The 17,048-nt window shown below is 70.1% G+C and carries 15 protein-coding genes, 1 tRNA gene and 1 pseudogene; 6 read left to right on the top strand and 11 right to left on the bottom strand.

Features of this window, described 5'->3' with window-relative positions; genetic code table 11:
* Positions 1-152 precede the first annotated feature (152 nt).
* Complete coding sequence (locus F9C12_RS26675) at positions 153-671, top strand: inorganic diphosphatase (protein WP_409184533.1); 519 nt, start codon at positions 153-155, stop codon at positions 669-671.
* Between the two features lie 58 nt (positions 672-729).
* On the opposite strand, the gene F9C12_RS26670 is transcribed toward F9C12_RS26675, so the two are convergent.
* Positions 730-2,379: an MDR family MFS transporter gene (locus F9C12_RS26670; RefSeq protein WP_409184532.1), complete on the bottom strand. Its 1,650-nt coding sequence runs from the start codon at positions 2,377-2,379 to the stop codon at positions 730-732.
* Positions 2,380-2,599: 220 nt separating this feature from the next.
* Here F9C12_RS26670 and F9C12_RS26665 point away from each other — a divergent pair, with 220 nt between their 5' ends.
* Positions 2,600-3,007, top strand: coding sequence for a YciI family protein (locus F9C12_RS26665; RefSeq protein ID WP_409184531.1), 408 nt, complete (start codon positions 2,600-2,602; stop codon positions 3,005-3,007).
* Positions 3,004-4,140 (top strand): RNA polymerase sigma factor, encoded by a 1,137-nt coding sequence (locus tag F9C12_RS26660; protein ID WP_409184530.1) that lies wholly within the window; start codon positions 3,004-3,006, stop codon positions 4,138-4,140. The genes F9C12_RS26665 and F9C12_RS26660 overlap by 4 nt, the downstream gene beginning before the upstream one ends.
* A 40-nt stretch (positions 4,141-4,180) precedes the next feature.
* Here the strand turns inward: F9C12_RS26660 and glyA are convergent, their stop codons facing one another.
* The 3 genes from glyA to F9C12_RS26645 form a co-directional block, all read right to left on the bottom strand.
* On the bottom strand, positions 4,181-5,449 hold the full coding sequence (glyA, locus tag F9C12_RS26655) for a serine hydroxymethyltransferase (protein ID WP_409462192.1): 1,269 nt from the start codon (positions 5,447-5,449) through the stop codon (positions 4,181-4,183).
* A gap of 158 nt (positions 5,450-5,607) precedes the next feature.
* Positions 5,608-6,126 carry a gamma carbonic anhydrase family protein gene (locus tag F9C12_RS26650; protein WP_409184528.1) on the bottom strand — a complete coding sequence of 173 codons (519 nt, stop codon included), beginning with the start codon at positions 6,124-6,126 and terminating at the stop codon, positions 5,608-5,610.
* A gap of 20 nt (positions 6,127-6,146) precedes the next feature.
* A complete protein-coding gene (locus F9C12_RS26645; protein ID WP_037369190.1) occupies positions 6,147-6,734 on the bottom strand; it encodes a TetR/AcrR family transcriptional regulator in 588 nt (195 codons plus the stop codon).
* 122 nt (positions 6,735-6,856) lie between these two features.
* On the opposite strand from F9C12_RS26645, the gene F9C12_RS26640 reads away from it, so the two are divergent.
* On the top strand, positions 6,857-7,315 hold the full coding sequence (locus F9C12_RS26640; protein ID WP_409462191.1) for a GreA/GreB family elongation factor: 459 nt from the start codon (positions 6,857-6,859) through the stop codon (positions 7,313-7,315).
* Between the two features lie 48 nt (positions 7,316-7,363).
* Here F9C12_RS26640 and F9C12_RS26635 read toward each other — a convergent pair whose 3' ends face one another.
* Complete coding sequence (locus F9C12_RS26635) at positions 7,364-7,819, bottom strand: hypothetical protein (protein ID WP_409462190.1); 456 nt, start codon at positions 7,817-7,819, stop codon at positions 7,364-7,366.
* An 87-nt stretch (positions 7,820-7,906) separates the two neighbouring features.
* Positions 7,907-8,041 (bottom strand): annotated as a pseudogene (locus F9C12_RS26630) (transcriptional regulator); the annotation flags it as partial.
* Positions 8,042-8,206: 165 nt separating this feature from the next.
* Between F9C12_RS26630 and F9C12_RS26625 the strand changes: the two are divergent.
* A complete protein-coding gene (locus F9C12_RS26625; RefSeq protein WP_409462189.1) occupies positions 8,207-9,070 on the top strand; it encodes a hypothetical protein in 864 nt (287 codons plus the stop codon).
* A 72-nt stretch (positions 9,071-9,142) separates the two neighbouring features.
* On the opposite strand, the gene F9C12_RS26620 is transcribed toward F9C12_RS26625, so the two are convergent.
* Positions 9,143-9,219: transfer RNA gene (locus tag F9C12_RS26620), tRNA-Thr, on the bottom strand.
* A gap of 127 nt (positions 9,220-9,346) precedes the next feature.
* Here F9C12_RS26620 and F9C12_RS26615 point away from each other — a divergent pair.
* The gene (locus F9C12_RS26615) at positions 9,347-11,032 is read left to right on the top strand and encodes a hypothetical protein (protein WP_409462188.1); all 1,686 of its coding nucleotides are present in this window, start codon (positions 9,347-9,349) and stop codon (positions 11,030-11,032) included.
* A 63-nt stretch (positions 11,033-11,095) separates the two neighbouring features.
* On the opposite strand, the gene F9C12_RS26610 is transcribed toward F9C12_RS26615, so the two are convergent.
* The 4 genes from F9C12_RS26610 to F9C12_RS26595 all read right to left on the bottom strand — a co-directional run bounded on the left by F9C12_RS26610 (position 11,096) and on the right by F9C12_RS26595 (position 17,001).
* Positions 11,096-12,295: a DNA polymerase III subunit delta' gene (locus F9C12_RS26610; protein ID WP_409462187.1), complete on the bottom strand. Its 1,200-nt coding sequence runs from the start codon at positions 12,293-12,295 to the stop codon at positions 11,096-11,098.
* The gene (locus F9C12_RS26605) at positions 12,292-14,409 is read right to left on the bottom strand and encodes a bifunctional MFS transporter/dTMP kinase (protein WP_409184522.1); all 2,118 of its coding nucleotides are present in this window, start codon (positions 14,407-14,409) and stop codon (positions 12,292-12,294) included. The genes F9C12_RS26610 and F9C12_RS26605 overlap by 4 nt, the downstream gene beginning before the upstream one ends.
* A gap of 148 nt (positions 14,410-14,557) precedes the next feature.
* The gene (locus F9C12_RS26600) at positions 14,558-15,139 is read right to left on the bottom strand and encodes a hypothetical protein (protein ID WP_409184521.1); all 582 of its coding nucleotides are present in this window, start codon (positions 15,137-15,139) and stop codon (positions 14,558-14,560) included.
* 1,004 nt (positions 15,140-16,143) lie between these two features.
* Entirely contained in the window at positions 16,144-17,001 is an 858-nt protein-coding gene (locus F9C12_RS26595; protein WP_409184520.1) for an ESX secretion-associated protein EspG, read from the bottom strand.
* Between the last annotated feature and the right edge of the window lie 47 nt (positions 17,002-17,048).

Here is a 17,048-nt window from a genome sequence, read left to right as displayed (position 1 = left end):
CCCGGAGGGGCCAAGGTCACATGCCGTCTGGCCGACATCGGCGCGACCGGCCGACGGGGCGTAGTCCACACTAGTGACGTCAACGAGGTCATGAGGTTGCCGCCCACGAGCGCGTGGCACACCGAGAGTCAACAGAAGCAGCGAGGACGGCCGTGGAATTCGACGTCACGATCGAAATCCCCAAGGGGGAGCGCAACAAGTACGAGGTCGACCACAAGACCGGTCGGATCAAGCTCGACCGGACCCTGTTCACCGCGACCCAGTACCCGGCCGACTACGGCTTCATCGACGACACGCTCGGCCAGGACGGCGACCCGCTCGACGTGCTCGTGCTCGTCCAGGAGCCGACGTTCCCCGGCTGCCTGATCCGCTGCCGCGCGATCGGCATGTTCCGGATGACCGACGAGAAGGGCCCGGACGACAAGGTCCTCGCCGTCCCGACGAACGACCCGCGCCTTGAGCACCTGCGGGACATCCACCACCTGAACGAGTTCCACAAGCTCGAGATCCAGCACTTCTTCGAGGTGTACAAGGACCTCGAGCCGGGCAAGAGCGTCGAGGGCTCGTCCTGGGTGGGCCGCGCCGACGCCGAGTCGGAGATCACCCGCTCGTACGAGCGCGAGAAGGACCGCCTCGCCAAGGAAGAGATCAACGGCGAAGCGCACCACTGAGCCACGCGAAAAAGGGCCGTCCACCTGCCTGGTGGACGGCCCTTTTTTTACTGCCTGATCAGCCCGCGAGGGCCAGTTCGCCCGCTTCCTGCTCGGCGCGCTGCTCCATCGCCGACTTGTCCGACAGCGGCTTCTCCCGCAGCAGCCAGACCAGCGCGAACCCGACGGTCAGCACCGCGCCGCCGATCAGGAACACCGTGCTCATCGAGCTGGAGAACCCTTCCAGGATCGGCCGGGCGAGCACCGGGTCGAGCGTCGACAGGAACGAGGTGTCGTTCACGTCGAGGCCGCCGCCGGCCAGCTGCCGGGCGAACTCCGGGTGCTGCGCCAGCGCCGCGGTGTAGGCCGGGGAGGCCATCGCCGAGCGCACCGCCGCCGCGATCCGGTCGCCGACCGTGCTGAACAGGATCGACAGGAACACCGCAGTGCCCGCCGTGCCGCCGATCTGCCGGAAGAACGTCACCGACGAGGTCGCGACCCCGATGTCGCGGGGCGTGACGTCGTTCGTGGCGGCCAGGGTCAGCGTCTGCATGGTCGAGCCGAGGCCCAGTCCGAGCACGAACGCGATGGCCATGACCACGCCGAGCGCGGTGTCCACGCCGATCATCGAGAACGCGTACACCGCCGCGGCCATCAGGCCGAGTCCGGCGACCGCGAAGCCCTTGTACCGGCCGGTCCGGGTGATGATCCGGCCGCTGCCGAGGCTCGCGACCATGATCCCGAGGGTGAGCGGCAGCATCTGCAGCCCGGCCTGGGTCGGCGTCGCGCCCTTGACGATCTGCAGGTACAGCGGCAGTGACATCATCGCGCCGAACATCCCGATGCCCTGGATCACGGTGACCAGCGTCGACACCCGGAACACCCCGCTGCGGAACAGCCGCAGCGGCAGCAGCGCGGCGTCGCCCATCCGGCGTTCCTGCAGGACGAACAGGGCCACGCCGAGCGCGCCGACCAGGTACATCGCCAGCGACGCGGGCGAACCCCAGCCCCATTCGCGGCCCTGCTCGGCGACGAGCAGCAGCGGCACGAGACCGAGCGTCAGCGCGCCGGCTCCGAGGAAGTCGACCTTCTGGTCCACCCGGGTGTGCGGGAGGTTCAGCACCTTGCTCACGACGACCAGCGCGGCGAGCGCGATCGGGACGTTCACCATGAACACCCAGCGCCAGCCGGTCAGGCCGGCGAACGAGTCGAGTCCGGCGAAGAACCCGCCGACGACCGGGCCGGCGACGCTCGAGACGCCGAACACGGCCATGAAGTAGCCCTGGTAGCGGCTGCGTTCCCGCGGCGAGGTGATGTCGGTGATGATCGCCAGCGCGAGCGACATCAGCCCGCCGGCGCCGAGGCCCTGGAACGCGCGGAACGCGGCCAGTTCGTACATCGATCCGGCCATCGCGCTCGCCAGCGAACCGGCGAGGAAGAGCGAGATCGCGGTCAGGTACATCGGCTTGCGGCCGAAGAGGTCGGACAGCTTGCCGTACAGCGGCGTGGAAAGCGTCGCGGTGATCAGGTAGGCGGTGGTGGCCCAGGCCTGCAGGCTCTGCCCGTGCAGTTCGTCGGCGATGGTCTTCATCGCCGAGGACACGATGGTCTGGTCGAGGGCCGCCAGGAACATGCCGAGCATCAGCCCGGACAGAACCGTGAGGATCTGCCGGTGTGAAAGCCGTCCGTTCGTGGTGGCGCCCCCTTCCGCAGTGGCGGTGTCGCTCATGGTGGTCTCCCTCAGCGCCTGATTGAATGCTGTCGAGCTACTTGCTTGTATCCCTCAACTACTTGCTCGCCACAACTGTTCCCGAAAAACTTGCATTCATCAACCAAATATCCTGTGACGCTAATCTCTCGCCCGACGATGTCGAGAACGCGCGACCGGCTCCGTCCCTGGCGCGAACGTGGCCGACACCGAGTCGCCACCAGCACGGAGGAGAACCACCATGGCCAAGTACCTGCTGCTCAAGCACTACCGCGGCGCGCCGGCTTCGGTGAACGACGTCCCCATGGACCAGTGGACGCCCGAGGAGGTCACCGCCCACATCCAGTACATGCGCGACTTCGCGGACCGGCTCGTGGAGACCGGCGAGTTCGTCAGCGAGCAGGCGCTGTCCCCGGAAGGCACGTGGGTCCGCTTCGACGGCGAGGGCCGCCCGCCGGTCACCGACGGTCCGTTCGCCGAGACGAAGGACGTCATCGCGGGCTGGATGCTCATCGACGTCGACAGCTACGAGCGCGCGCTCGAACTGGCCGGGGAGCTGTCCGCGGCCCCCGGCGCGGGCGGCAAGCCGATCCACGAATGGCTCGAACTGCGCCCCTGCTACGGCGTGAACCCCTCGGTGACCGAATGAACGAGGAGTTGCTGCGGGAACTCGTGCCCGCGGTGATCGGCATCCTCGTCCGGCGCGGAGCGGACTTCGCGTCGGCCGAGGATGCCGTGCAGGAAGCGCTGATCCGCGCGCTGGACGCGTGGCGGGACGATCCGCCGCGCGATCCGAAGGCGTGGCTCATCTCCGCCGCGTGGCGCCGGTTCCTCGACGCCACGCGGTCGGAATCCGCGCGCCGGGGCCGGGAAGTGGCGGTGGACGCCGAGCCGCCGCCCGGTCCGGCGGCCGCGGTGGACGATTCGCTCCAGCTCTACTTCCTGTGCGCGCACCCGTCGTTGACGCCGTCGTCGGCCGTCGCGCTCACGCTGCGCGCGGTCGGCGGGCTGACCACGAAGCAGATCGCGCAGGCGTATCTGGTGCCGGAAGCGACGATGGCGCAACGGATCAGCCGGGCGAAGAAAACCGTGTCCACCGTGCGGTTCGACGCGCCCGGCGATGTCGCGACCGTGCTGCGTGTGCTGTACCTGGTGTTCAACGAGGGCTACTCCGGCGAACTCGACCTCGCCGCCGAGGCCATCCGGCTGACCCGGCAGCTCGCGGCGGGCTTCGACCATCCGGAGGTGGCCGGTCTGCTCGCGTTGATGCTGCTGCACCACGCCCGCCGCGCCGCGCGGACGAAGCCGGACGGCAGCCTCGTGCCGCTCGCCGAACAGGACCGGAGTGCCTGGGACACCCGGCTGATCGCCGAGGGCGTCGACATCCTGCAGGCGGCGCTGGCTCGGGATCAGCTCGGCGAGTACCAGGCCCAAGCCGCGATCGCCGCGCTGCACGCCGACGCTCTCACCGCGGAGGAAACCGACTGGGTGCAGATCGTCGAGTGGTACGACGAGCTACTCGCCCTGACCGACAGCCCGATCGTCCGGCTGAACCGGGCGGTCGCGGTCGGCGAGGCGGACGGGCCTCGCGCGGGGTTGAAGGCGCTGGCGGAGCTGGACGACAAGCTGCCTCGGCATAGTGCGGTGGCGGCCTACCTGCATGAACGCGACGGAGACCTGGCGACGGCCGCGCGGCTGTACCGCGAGGCGGCGGAGAAGGCGCCCAACGTGGCCGAGCGCAATCATCTGATCAGCCAAGCGGCCCGGCTCAACAACTCGTGAGTGGCGATCACGGTTCTAACCGTGATCGCCACTCACGACGTCACTCGCGGTAGCCCGGGATCGGGAACGGCTGGAGGAACTCGCGGATCTCCGCCGCGATCGAGTCCAGCTCGCCGTCCTGCTGTGCCGCCGCGGCGGTCACCGTCCGGTCGATCCAGTCGGCGACCTGCACCTGGTGCTCGGGCTTGAGCCCGCGCGTGGTGATCGCCGACGTGCCCAGCCGGATGCCGGACGGGTCGAACGGCTTGCGCGGGTCGAACGGCACGGTGTTGTAGTTCAGCTCGATGCCCGCGCGGTCCAGCGCCTGCGCGGCGGGCTTGCCGGGCACCGCCTTGTTGGTCAGGTCGATCAGCAGCAGGTGGTTGTCCGTGCCGCCGGAGACGAGGTCGTACCCGCGCTCGATCAGCGCTTCGGCCAGCGCCTTGGCGTTCGCGACGATCGTGTGCGCGTACTCGGAGAACGACGGCTGCTGCGCCTCCCCCAGCGCGACCGCGATGGCGGCCGTCGTGTGGTTGTGCGGACCGCCCTGCAGGCCGGGGAACACCGCCTTGTCGACCGCCTTGGCGTGCTCGGCGTCGGACAGGATCATCGCGCCGCGCGGGCCGCGCAGCGTCTTGTGCGTGGTCGTGGTGATGACCTGCGCGTGGCCGACCGGCGACGGGTGCGCGCCGCCCGCGATCAGGCCGGCGATGTGCGCGATGTCGGCCACCAGCACGGCGTCGACCTCGCGGGCGATCTCCGCGAACGCCGGGAAGTCGATGGTGCGCGGGATGGCCGTGCCGCCGGCGAAGATCAGCTTCGGCCGGTGCTGGCGGGCGAGGTCGCGGACCTGGTCGAGGTCGACGCGGCCGGTTTCCTTCCGGACCCCGTAGCGGACCGGCGTGAACCACTTGCCGGTCGCGGACACGCTCCAGCCGTGCGTGAGGTGGCCGCCGTCGGGCAGCGCCATGCCGAGCACGGTGTCGCCCGGCTGGGCGAACGCCAGGTACACCGCGAGGTTGGCCGGGGAACCCGAGTACGGCTGGACGTTCGCGTGGTCGACGCCGAAGACGGCCTTCGCCCGCTCGATCGCCACCTGCTCGACCTGGTCGATGAACTGCTGGCCCTCGTAGTAGCGCTTGCCGGCGTAGCCCTCGGAATACTTGTTGGTGAGCACGCTGCCGGTGGCTTCGAGCACCGCCTGCGAAACATAGTTCTCGGACGCGATCAGGCGGATCTTGTCGTGCTGGCGTTTCGCCTCGTCCTCGACCAGACCGGCGATCTGCGGATCCGCCGCGGACAGGGCGGACAGGGCGGGCTGGTGTGTCATGGCGTACTCCGGCTCTGCAATGGCTCGCACCCAGGCGCGCGGTGCCGGCCTCGTCGTCGCTCCCCGGTGGTGCTCCACCTCTTGAATGGCGCCAGTCGCTGCTGCGGGACGAAGTTTAGTGCACCGCGCCAGCCCGCGTCCGGTGCGCGGGAACGGGCTCAGACCTGCTCGAGGCCGCCCCGGTGCCGTCGCGCGAGTTCCTGGTAGACCGCCGCGTTGTGCTCGACCCACACGCGCGCGGAATCGGTGAGTTCCACGAACTTCTTCGCCGGGCTGCCCATCGCGATCATCTCCGCCGGGACCTCGGTGCCCGGCGTGACCGTCGACCCCGCGGCGACGAACGCGCGCGGGCCGATCACCGCGCGGTCGAGGACCGTGGAACCGTTGCCGATCAACGCCTGTTCGCCGACCGTGCAGTCGTGCACGAGGCACTGGTGCCCCACGGTGACGTTGCGGCCGATCTCGGTCATCTCGGGTCCGGAGTGAATGACCGAGTTGTCCTGGATGTTCGCGCCCTCGCGGATGACGATCGGGCCGAAGTCCGCGCGGATCACCGCGCCGTACCAGACCGAAGCGTCCTTCTCGACGGTCACGTTGCCGATCAGGGTGGCGGTGGGGGCGATCCAGGCGTCCGGGTGAACCTGCGGGCTGACGCCGTCCAAGGAGAACAAAGGCATGTGCGCGAGCCTATGCGGCGTCAGCGGTATCCGGCGAAGCAGAGCGCCTCGATGTCGCCGCGGAGACTCGCGGACGACCGCGGCCGGACCCGTTGCTGCACCACCGCGCCGAGCAGGTAGCTCAGCAGCGAGCGGGCGCGGGCGCGCGGATCGTCGACGTCGAGCGGGGCGAGGAGTTCGACGAGCAGTTCGGTGATCGAGGTGAGCATGGCGTCGATCGCCTGCGGATGCTGCGCGCGCCCGGCCGCGATCCAGTACTCGAACCAGAGGAACGCGCCGCGCGGATGGTCGGCGAACTCGGCGAGATAGGCCTCGGTCACCGCGAAAAGCCGTTTGCGCGGGTCGGAGTGCTTGTCCGCGACCTTGCGCAGTTCCGCCACGAAGGTGTTGATGTGCGCGGCCATCGCCCGGTCGATGAGCACGTCGATGTCGGCGAAGTAGTAATGGATCGCACTTTTGGTGAGCGGCCCGGCCTCGGCGATCGCGCGTACCGTGCACCCGGCGAGCCCTTCGCGGGCGAGGACCTTGCGAGCCGCTTCGACGATCAGTTCCTGCTTCTGCAACTGGTTGGGCGACAGCTGGGTGCTGCGACCGGGCACGGCGCTCACGGTGATCCTCGTTACGTTTGTCAGGACGGCGGCCCTGAATCCTAGGCCAGCAGTCCCAACGGCTTCCGGCGGGTGAAAAACCGGATTGGCCACCCCGGTCCGCGCGGCGGACAATGCCCGGCATGGTGATCTCAGGGGACAAGGGGCTCAGCGAGGCGGCGCGCCGTCAGCTGGAGAAGGAAATCGCGGACCTGCGCGCGCAGCGGGAGGCGCTGTCTCCGCAGCCGGGCGAGCAGGAACGCACGGGGGACGCCGCCGACCAGGCGGACGTGATCGACCGCGCCGAGGCAGCGGCGCGACTGGACCGGCAGATCGCCGAAGTCACCGCGAAGCTCGAGCACGGCGCGTACGACAGCTCGCTGCTTCCCGACGGCACGCGGGTTTCGCTGCGTTTTTCCGACGGTGACGAGGAAGAGTTCACCGTGGTGACCCTTCCCGGCGAGGACGCCGACGCGATCACTTCGGACAGCCCGCTCGGCCTCGCGCTGGCGAACGCGAAGACCGGCGAGGAAATCAGCTACCGCACCCCGCGCGGGCAAGCCACCGCGACAGTGCTGAAGCTGACGCCGCCCGCCAACTGACCACAGAGGACAGACAGTGGCCGCCCCGGTTTTCCGGGGCGGCCACTGTTATTTGTCCGCGTTGGCCACCGTTTCGGCTTGATACGCGTACACGCCGTCCGTCTCGACCGCGACGTGCCAGCCGCCGCAGTCCTTGTCCATCCGCTTGTGCTCGCCCGCCGGCCACCAGTCCGCGGTGAGCGTCGGCGCTTTCGCCTCGGCCTTTCCCGGCTTGCACAGCGCGGGCAGCTCCGACGGACCTGGCTGATAGCGCAGGATCCGCTCCGAACCGGTGGTGCGGATCAGCTCGGTGACCGACTTCGCGTCGTCCGGCACCCACGACGGGAGCCGGGCGTCCGAGTTGGCCTTGCCCTGCTTGCCGGTGTCGTAGGAAACCGCCTTCACGTGGCCGTTCGACTTCTCCTCGACCGAGGCGCCGAGCCCGCACGACGCGACCGTGGCCAGAGCCGCGATCCCGGTCACCGCCAGTACTGCCTTGTTCACCTTGTTCCGCACGCTGTTCATGACTTCCAGTCAACTGAGACCGGCGTGCGCCGCCCTCGTTCTTCCGGCTCTTTGCGGTTGGCCAGTCGGCCGACTCCGTCCCTCACATGAGTGAAATCGTGGGGTCGTTCTTCGCCGTCGAGATGCTCCCAGCCCGGCCTCGGACAGCAGGCCGAGGCGTGTGGCGATCGCCTGCCGGGTGATCGGAAGCCGGGCCGCGAGATCCGTCGCCGTCGCCGGACCGAGCCTGCATGCCCTCCTGACCACCGGCGCCGGTCAAGCCGATCCCGAAATCCGAGGCTCCGAAAGGACATTCGGCCAAACAAGATTCGCTGATCGCGGGTTCGCCCGGCCGTGGTTGTGCTAAGCAGGCGGGATGCGAAGATCAATTCCCCCGAGGGAATCCCGATGAATGATGACGTTTCCCAGAACCTAGTCGTCTTCCGGATCAAAGGCCTCCCCGAACCCGTGCTGGCCAGCGCGCCGACCCAGGCCGAGGACGCGGTCGAGCGGGCGTGGGCGAGCGTCCGGCAGCAGCACAAGGTGCGCGGGTCCGCGGTTCTGGCCGTGTACAGCGAATGGCAGCCTTCCGCCGCCGACCAGAAATTCATGGCCAAGAATTTCCGGAAGGCCGAGTGCACCTACAGCTTCGCCCGGCCCGCTCCCGGTGAGTGGGACCGAGCCTTCGCCGAAGCCCGCGCCGCGATGGCCGAAGCCGAACAGCGGAAAAGCGCCGAGGAGATACTGCCGATCCTCTGGAGCGCGTCCTCACCGCGCGCCGGGCTGCTCGATGCTTTGCCGCACCACCCTCTCGTGCCCGGCAGGCTGTCGGTCGCGCTCGCGGTGGTGTCGCGAACGCCCGAGGGCAAGATCGGGATGCAGCACATCACCCGGCACGAGCAGGAGCAGCTGGGCGCGCCGCTCGAGAAGCTGCTCGACGTCGGATTCGGAGCCCTGGCGCGCGGGCTGAAGTTCGAGGTGCGCCGCTCCGGCGCGGACGTCCTGGTCTCGCTCGCCCGGGAAAACCAGCTGGCGGCCTCCGCGCTCGCGCTGCCCGATCTGCACGCCCAGCTGACCCCGCACCTCGGAACGGGAGATCTGATCGTCGGCCTGCCCTGTCCGGACGAGATGTACGTCGCCCGGGAAGGCTCCGGGCTGGCGGACACCGTCCGGGAGCAGGTGCTGAATTCGCCGTACGAGACCACGGAGCTGGTCCCGTCCGTCCTGCGGCTGGGGACTGGCGGGCTGGAGCTGCTCGCCGAACGCCCCTAACGGGTGAATCTGGGAAGTGCCCACCCGACGAAGCAGGCCCCGTCCGGAGGTGTCCGGACGGGGCCTGATCTGTGGAGCCGCCTGGGGGAATCGAACCCCCGACCTATTCATTACGAGTGAATCGCTCTGGCCGACTGAGCTAAGGCGGCACGCCGCTGTGCGACGGTCATCAGTGTAGCGGAGGCGTGGTGCGTCACCTTGCGGGGGCCGCGTCGTTAGGCTCCTATGACTTCGGTCTCACTCCCCGACCCGGCGATCCACTGGAGGACCCGGCACATGCAGCGAAGACTGCCCCGTGCGCTGGCGGTACCCGCGACTGCCGCATTGCTGCTGCTCCTGGCCGCGCCGGCCGGTGCGCAGGAGATCCCGACGACGCCGATCCCGCAGCCCAACAACCCCTCGCAGCCGCCCGCGTCGGCGCCCGTCGGGCCGCAGCCGCTCGGGCACGCGGTGGGCGACGCGGGCACCGCGCTCGGCGTCCTGCGGCTGCTGCCCAACTCGGTCACCACGAGCACGATCCTTCCCGGTTTCGGCCAGACGCTGCCGAAGCAGTCCGCGCTCGAAGCGGGCATGGGCCTGTCCAGCGCGTCGGCGAACTCGGAGGCCTACCTGGCGTACGAGAAGGCGATCGCGCAGTCGTCGCCGTTCGGGCTGGCCGTCGGGGGCCAGGCTCCGCAGACGCCGGGCAGCCTCGTGCAGACCGCGCTGCCGGACAACCCGAAGGAGATCAGCGGGGGCCTGAACGCGCCGTCCAACCCGCTGCTGAACGTCGGGCTGCTCAACGGCACCGCGCACGCCCGCTGGAGCGAATCGCTCGGCCCGTGCGTGGACCCGATCGCCGACGCCAGCACGTCCGTCGCGAGCCTGTCGCTGCTGAACGTCATCCCGACGCTCCCGCAGGTCCCGATTCTCGGTAACGGCGGGCTGAACGTGTCGCCGGACCAGCTCGCGAAGGGCTTCGATCCGAAGACCGGGCTGCAGAGCCTCGGCGGCCTGCTGTCCGGCAGCGGACAGACGCCCGCCGCGGGCACCGGTTCGCTGCTGAGCCTGCCCAACACGCTGTCGTCGCGCTCGCAGGTCAAGCTCGTCGACATCCCCGGGTCGCCGAACAAGGCGGTGCAGTCGAGGTCCACGCTGCAGGCGGCGGACATCAACATCCTCAAGGGCACCCCGCTCGAGCTGAACCTCAAGGTGGCCAGCCAGCCGACGCTCACCGTCACCTCCACCGGCGACGCGAAGACGTCCAAGGTGGAGTACCAGGCTCCGGTGATCACCATCGCGGCCGGCGGCAAGACGCTGTACACGCTCGACGCGGCGCACCCGACCAAGGACATTCCGATCGGCCTGCCGCTCTCGCAGCTGAGCGACCAGTTCGGCGCGCTGGACAACGTGCCGGTCGTCGGCGGCCTGGTCGCCACCGCGACGAAGGGCCTGCAGCAGCTCGGCGACACCACCGGGAAGGTGCTCGACCTCGGCGTGCTGCGGCTGAGCATCGCGAATCTCGACCAGAAGCAGTCCGAGGCGACCACGCCGTTCAAGGGCTACCAGATCGGCGCGGCGGCGCGGCTGCTCGACCTGCAGGTGCTGCCGACGAAAAACCTGAAGGACCTGCTGCCGAAGCAGGCCGGCGACAACCTGCCGTCGTCGCTGGCGCAGCTGTCGCTTGGCGAGCAGATCGCCCGCGCGTACGCCCCCACCGGCGGCGTCGTGTGCGGTTCGACGACGACTCCGCCCGCCCCGCCGCAGGGCGGTGCCGCACCGGCCGGTCCGGTGAAGCACCTGGCCTACACGAACGGCGCGTACGACACGGTGCCGATGTTCTGGACGGGCACGGCGATGCTGCTGCTCGGTGTCGTGATGGTGGCGGCGTTCCCGAACCGGCGGCGTCCCGCGCTGGCGCTGAAACGGCCGACCGGCGGTCCGGACACGCCGTTCAAGCCGTCGCCGCATCCGCGCGACTGACGTCAGACAACGGAAACGGCCCCCTCGCTGACTGGCGAGGGGGCCGTTTTCGCTGAGCTGGGGTCAGCCTTGGCGAAGCGTGGTGACCATGGCTTCCACGGCGATCCGCGGCTTCACGTTCAGCCCGATCGCCTCGCGGCACTCCAGTACCGCTTCCAGGCGGCGCAGCGTCGACTCCGGCGACCAGGAGGCCGCGGCCGAGTTGATCTGCTCGGCGTGGTCGGGGTGCGTCAGCGTCGCGCCGGAACGCGTGCTCGTGACCAGGACGTCGCGGTAAAAGCCCGCCAGGTCGACCAACGCGAGGTCGAGGGTGTCGCGCTGGGTTCGCGTGGCGCGGGATTTCTGGCGTTTCTCCAGCTGCTTGACCGCGGCCTCAGCGGCTCGTTTCGCTCCGGCGACGCCCTTGCCGGTGCCGTCGCCGCCCATCGCGGTGCGCAGTTCGGAGCGTTCCTGCTCGTCGCGGCCCTTGCTTTCCTCGCCCGCGTCCGCTTCGGCCGCGCTGATCAGCTGGTCGGCGCTGGTGAAAACGTCGTCCGGACGCCGCAGTCCGAGCGGAATCCGCAGCACGGTGGCGCGGCGCTGCCGGGCGGCCTCGTCGGTGGCGAGCCGGCGCGCGCGGCCGACGTGGCCGTTGCACACCGACGCGGCCCAGTTGGCACGCTCGGGATCGACGCCGTCCCGGGAGATCAGCACCTGCGCGATCGCCTCGGCGGGCGGGGTGCGGAGCGGGACCAGCCGGCACCGCGAACGGATGGTGACCGAGACGTCCTCCGGATGGTCCGACGGCGCGCACAGCAGGAACACGGTGCGGGCGGGCGGCTCTTCCACGGCCTTGAGCAGGGCGTTCGACGCGCCCTCGGTGAGCCGGTCGGCGTCCTCGATGATCACGACCTGCCACTCGCCGGTCGTCGGCCGGCGCGCCGCCGCTTGCACGAGCGCGCGCATTTCGGCGACCGAAATGGACAGTCCTTCCGGGACGACCAGCCGCACGTCGGCGTGGGTTCCGGCCATCGTCGTACGGCAGCCGGGGCACGCGCCGCAACCGGTTCCGGTGCTGCACTGCAAGGCCGCGGCGAACGTGCGCGCGGCGACCGAACGGCCGGAGCCCGGCGGTCCGGTCAGGAGCCAGGCGTGCGTCATCGCCGCTGGCGCGACAGGTTCTCCGGCAACGATCTTGGCTGCCGCGGCCGCTGCGGCGGACAGTGTTTCCACCGCGGGTTCCTGGCCGACGAGTTCAGTCCAGACGCCGATCGGAGTCGTCACCGATCCTCCACTTTGGACACTACGGGCAATTCCGCCTCGGCCGCCGCGGCCTCGGAGAGATCGGCCGCAGCGGTTTCTTCGGGCTCTTTGTCCGCCGGTTCCGCGGGCGCGAGACCCGCGAGCGGGCCGACGAAGACCGACTGGACGGCGCTGCGGACGCGTCCGGCGACGTCGCTGTCGGAACCCTCGGCGTCGACCACCACGTACCGGTCCGGGTCGGCGGCGGCCATTTCGGTGAGCAGTTTCTGCACCCACAGCTGGTCCTTCAGCGACGGCTGCGGGTCGTCCGGGTGCTCGGAGTCGAGAAGCACGGTGAGGTCCGGGCGGAGCCGCCCGGTGGCCCAGTCGACCAGGCCTTCCAGCTCGCCGCGGTCCAGCTCGCCCGCCGCGGACAGCGACGCGAGCGGGGAGTCGACAAAGCGCTCCATGACGACCACGGACCCAGCGTCGAGCGCGGGCTGGATCTCGCGTTCCACCAGTTCGGCGCGCACGGCCGCGGCGACGAGCGCCTGCGCCCGCACCCCGGTGAGCGCGGCGTCCGAGACCAGCGTGCGGAAACGCTGTTCGCCGAGCGCCGGGTCGGCGGTGAGCACGACCGGCCGGGTGCCGGTGCCGAGCCAGCGCGCGAGGCGAGCGGCCTGCTCGGCGGTGTTGACGGCGGTAGTGCCCTCGATGGCGATCAGGAAGCCGTTGACGCGGCGCGGGTTGCGGCGCAGCGCGTTGCGCAGGTCGCTGAAGATCTTCTCGGTGCGCCGCTCGTCCATCTGCCGGTAGGCGATGATCCCGAGCAGGACCGCGAGCAGCCCGCCGCCGAGGATGACCGGACGGGTGCCGTCGACGATGATCGGGTTGCCGAACAGGTTGACGTTGCGCTGCCGGACCAGGCCGATCAGCACCGGCGTGACCACGGTCGCGCCGAACAGCACGATCTTGAGCATCGCCTGGTAGATCGCGTTGATCCGGCCGCGGATCGCGTCCTCGACGCGGGAGCCGATGATCGTGACGCCGGTGAGGAAGGCGGTGCCGGCGCAGACGCCGACGAAGGCGACCGCGGCCACCGAGATCGACAGGTGCGGCGACAACGCGACGACGCCGAGCGCGAGCCCGGCGAGGACGATCGAGATGCCGAACAGCCGGTCGTGCGGGAGCCGGTGCGCGAGCTTCGGGGCCAGCGCCATGCCGGTGGCCAGCCCGATGAAGACGGCCAGCATCAGCAGGTTGAACGCGGCGTCGCCACCGAGCAGCGACGACGAGTACGGCTTGGCCGCGCCGATGACCGCGCCACCCGCCGCGAACGCGCCGAAGGCTCCGATCAGCAGGCCGCGGACGATCGGCGTGCTGCGGACGAACTTGAGCCCGTCGCGCATCATCGCGCCGAAACCGAACTTCTCCTCGTCGGCCCGCTTGACCTTCTGCTGCGGCAGCGCGTGGACGTCGCGCAGGGACAGCTCGGGGATGCGGGTGGCGACGATGATGCCGCTGGTCAGGTACAGCAGGCCGGTGATGACGACGACGACCTTGGCGATGTAGAGGTCGACGCCGGGGCCCTGGAACAGGTGGAACGTGGAGTTCGCGCCGAGGATCAGCGCGTTGGCCCCGGCGGCGGTGATGACGGCGAGGCCGTAGGTCATCACCATGCCGAGCTGGTTGGCGGTCTCGACCTGCTCGGGGCGGCGCAGCAGGTTCGGCACCGCCGCGTCCTTGGACGGAATCCACATGATCGAGCAGCTGCCGACCAGGAAGTTCGCCACGAACAGCCACCACGGGGCCCCGACGACGGCGATCGAGAGCAAGAACCCGCAGCGCAGCAGGTCGCAGACGACCATGATCTTGCGCCGGTCGAACCGGTCGGCGAGCAGGCCGCCGAGCGGCGCGAAGAGCAGGCCGGGCAGCAGCGCGGTGACGACGACGCCGACGAACGCGTAGTTCTGCGCCGAGTAGTTGTCGAGGAGCTTGGTGCTCAGGCTGGTCAGGTTCAGCAGGTTCAGCCAGTCGGCGACACTGCACAGATACGTGACGCCCCACAGCCGACGGAACGGTTTGATCGCCAGCACCCGGCGGGCCCGGTGGATCGTGGACGTCCCGCCCGATCCGCCCGGGCCGGTGCCCGGCACCGACCGTACGCCCTCGCTGATACGCCCACCCCACTTGTCACGGCGGAGTCAGGCGACCCCTGCGGATCCCCCGACCGTGTAGCCGCCAGGGTAGTCCCGCCGCGGACGGGAGGAGGGCACGCCCCGTGATATGCGAGGTCAGCCAGGGTCAGCCGAACAGCCCCTTCACACTGCTCACCAGGCTGGCGATCAGTTCGATCGCGACGATTCCGAATACGATGAGCAACACCACGGCGAGCACCACGCCCGCCGTGCTGCTGGAGGGCCGCCCGAAACTGGGCATGCTGAGCGAGGGCAGCCCGCGCCGGCTCTGCCGCCCGGCGAGCTCTTCCTCGATGTCGTCGTCGGCGATCTCGGTAACCCGCTTCGGCCGCGGCAGGGGCACCTTCTTCAGCAGCTGAGGAGCCTTGGTCGGCCAGGTCCGCTGCCGGGGCAGCAGCCCGAGCGGAACCAGATCCGGCCGATCGGACGGCGGGATCGGATTCGGCGTCTTGACGACTTCTTTCTTCTTGGCTTCCTCTTTCAGCGCGGCCTCGACCATCCGCTTGACCTCTTCGGGATCATGCTGAACCGGCTTGGCCGTCGGCAACGGCCGAGGCGCGCGGCTCGTCGAGATCTCGAACCCGGCGAGCGGATCGGAGAACCGCTCACCCCCGACGTCACCGGCCAACGTCCCGTCCCGGTCCGGCCCGGAGGCGGGAAAAAACGGAGTCCCGTCGCTCGTGCTCATGGTGACCACCTCACTACGGAATGTCCGCCGAGTCCAGTGTCGGCGAGAGTACCGGCTCCCGCATCCGCCCAATGGCCGCAGAACCACTACTGCCCGCGCCCGGGGGAAGACACGCCACCCGGCCCAGTGACCGCTGACGGATGGCCGGAGGTGGGGGTTTTGGCGGGAGCGGTGGCCGGGGGCGGGATGGGAGCGGGGTGGGTTTTTAGGGGTAGGGCGGGCTGGTTTGGCGGGGCTGAAGCGGTTGCTTGGAGGGGCTGGATTGGGCGGCTTGGGTGGCGGGTGCGGCTGGCTTGGGTGGCAGGGCTCGAGTCGGCGACGCTGGCTCGAGCGCGACAAGGCGGACGCGTCGGCCCGGCCTCAGCGAGCGCCCGGATTGAAGCCGCGACCAGGCTGGCTGGCCGCCGGGCGCGGCCGAGCCGACAAGTCACCTATCCCAGGCGCGGGGCAGCCCGACGGGTTGGCAAGGCCGCCGAACCGACCGAGCAGGCTCGGCGAACAAGTCAGCCGGACCGCAGGTCGGCCGGGCTGGCTGGCTGACCCGGTCTGCGCGGACGACCTCACCGGTCCCAACCCCGAGGGGCACCGCGCGCGGCTGAGCCAAGCCACTCGAGCCCCCGCAGGCACCCGCCCAGCCTGAACCGGCCGAGCCCAGACCAGCGCGGCCCGGCCGGACACCCGGGACTCGGCCGACAACCCGGGCCCTCGCCGCACAACCCGGGGCCCGGCCGCCCAGCCCGACGTCAGGCCGCACCACCGCGACTCGACCGCACAACCCGGAGCCCGACCGCACAACCCAGGGCCCTGCCGGACGGCCCGGAGCCTGGCCGGACAACCCAGGGCCCAGCCCGACAGCCCGGAGCCTGGCCGGACAACCCAGGGCCCAGCCCGACAACCCAGGGCCCAGCCGAACAACCCGGGCCCGGCCGAACTACCGCTCGCTCAGCCGATCCCGCCCGACGACCCCGAGCCAACCAGACCGTTCCGGCCGCCATCACCCCCGCTCAAGCATGGCTTCGCACCGCCTCCACGATCCATGCCTCCGCGGTTCCCCTGGTCGCCGGAGACCACGTCACCACCCAGCCGCCGCCACTGCCGCTGTCCCGAGGCGCTGCCCGGAACTGATACCTCCCCTGATCGTTGTCCACCAGCCCGAACGCGCCGTGCGGGTACTCCGCCAGCACCGCGTCCCGCACCGCCAGGTCCACCAGCACCGTTCCCTGTCGGGGGCGGGCCACCGCTTGCCGGATGACGTCCAGGTCTCCCCAGGCCGCCCGCGGGATCAGGCCGCTGTCGTCCGTTTCGATGCGCACTGCCGGGCCGGGGCCGGGCGGGCGGTCCGGCAGGCCGTCGAACACCCATCCGGGCAGTGCGCTGAGCATCCCGGACCGCAGCCGCGCCCGGCGGCCCAGTTTGCTCATCACCGTGGTGAAGTCCTCGTCTCCGAAGAACCGCACCTCCCACGGCTCCTCGCTCGCCGGGAACACCCCGGTGACCACTCCCCGGATGAACCCGCCGCGCAGCACCCGGTACAGCTCGACCGCTTCGGCGGTCACCTCGCCGTCGGCGGCGAGGCCGAGCGCGGCCATTCCGGCGACGAACCGCGTGTACTGCTCCACCTCCTCGGCCAGCCCGGCGCCGAGCATCGGCCCGAACGACTGCCGGACCTCCTCGGCGAGGCTCAGTCCGGAAGCCGCTCCGGCGGGCTCCTCCTCGGCCAGCACGGGCGGCACCTCGAAATGCGGGTCGTAGAACTCCATCACCGAAGGCCGCTGCGGCATCTCGGCCCGCAGCGGCCCGATGACCTCGTCGATGACGTCGAAGACGACGGGCGCTGAACTGCTCACCCCGTCATTGAACACCCTGGTACCGACAATTTCTCGAACTTTTGTTCGAATCAACCCATCCG

This window comes from Amycolatopsis sp. GA6-003 (assembly GCF_046267895.1).
In the GTDB taxonomy this organism is placed as follows: Bacteria; Actinomycetota; Actinomycetes; order Mycobacteriales; family Pseudonocardiaceae; genus Amycolatopsis.
The sequence above is the reverse complement of the archived record's forward strand: the minus strand, read 5'-3'. Positions and strand labels throughout refer to the sequence as shown.

Coding starts and splice junctions, on each gene's coding strand:
- F9C12_RS26670 (WP_409184532.1), bottom strand. CDS start 2,379: ATGAGCGACACCGCCACTGCGGAAGGGGGCGCCACCACGAACGGACGG.
- F9C12_RS26665 (WP_409184531.1), top strand. CDS start 2,600: ATGGCCAAGTACCTGCTGCTCAAGCACTACCGCGGCGCGCCGGCTTCG.
- F9C12_RS26660 (WP_409184530.1), top strand. CDS start 3,004: ATGAACGAGGAGTTGCTGCGGGAACTCGTGCCCGCGGTGATCGGCATC.
- glyA (WP_409462192.1), bottom strand. CDS start 5,449: ATGACACACCAGCCCGCCCTGTCCGCCCTGTCCGCGGCGGATCCGCAG.
- F9C12_RS26650 (WP_409184528.1), bottom strand. CDS start 6,126: ATGCCTTTGTTCTCCTTGGACGGCGTCAGCCCGCAGGTTCACCCGGAC.
- F9C12_RS26640 (WP_409462191.1), top strand. CDS start 6,857: ATGGTGATCTCAGGGGACAAGGGGCTCAGCGAGGCGGCGCGCCGTCAG.
- F9C12_RS26635 (WP_409462190.1), bottom strand. CDS start 7,819: ATGAACAGCGTGCGGAACAAGGTGAACAAGGCAGTACTGGCGGTGACC.
- F9C12_RS26625 (WP_409462189.1), top strand. CDS start 8,207: ATGAATGATGACGTTTCCCAGAACCTAGTCGTCTTCCGGATCAAAGGC.
- F9C12_RS26615 (WP_409462188.1), top strand. CDS start 9,347: ATGCAGCGAAGACTGCCCCGTGCGCTGGCGGTACCCGCGACTGCCGCA.
- F9C12_RS26600 (WP_409184521.1), bottom strand. CDS start 15,139: ATGAGCACGAGCGACGGGACTCCGTTTTTTCCCGCCTCCGGGCCGGAC.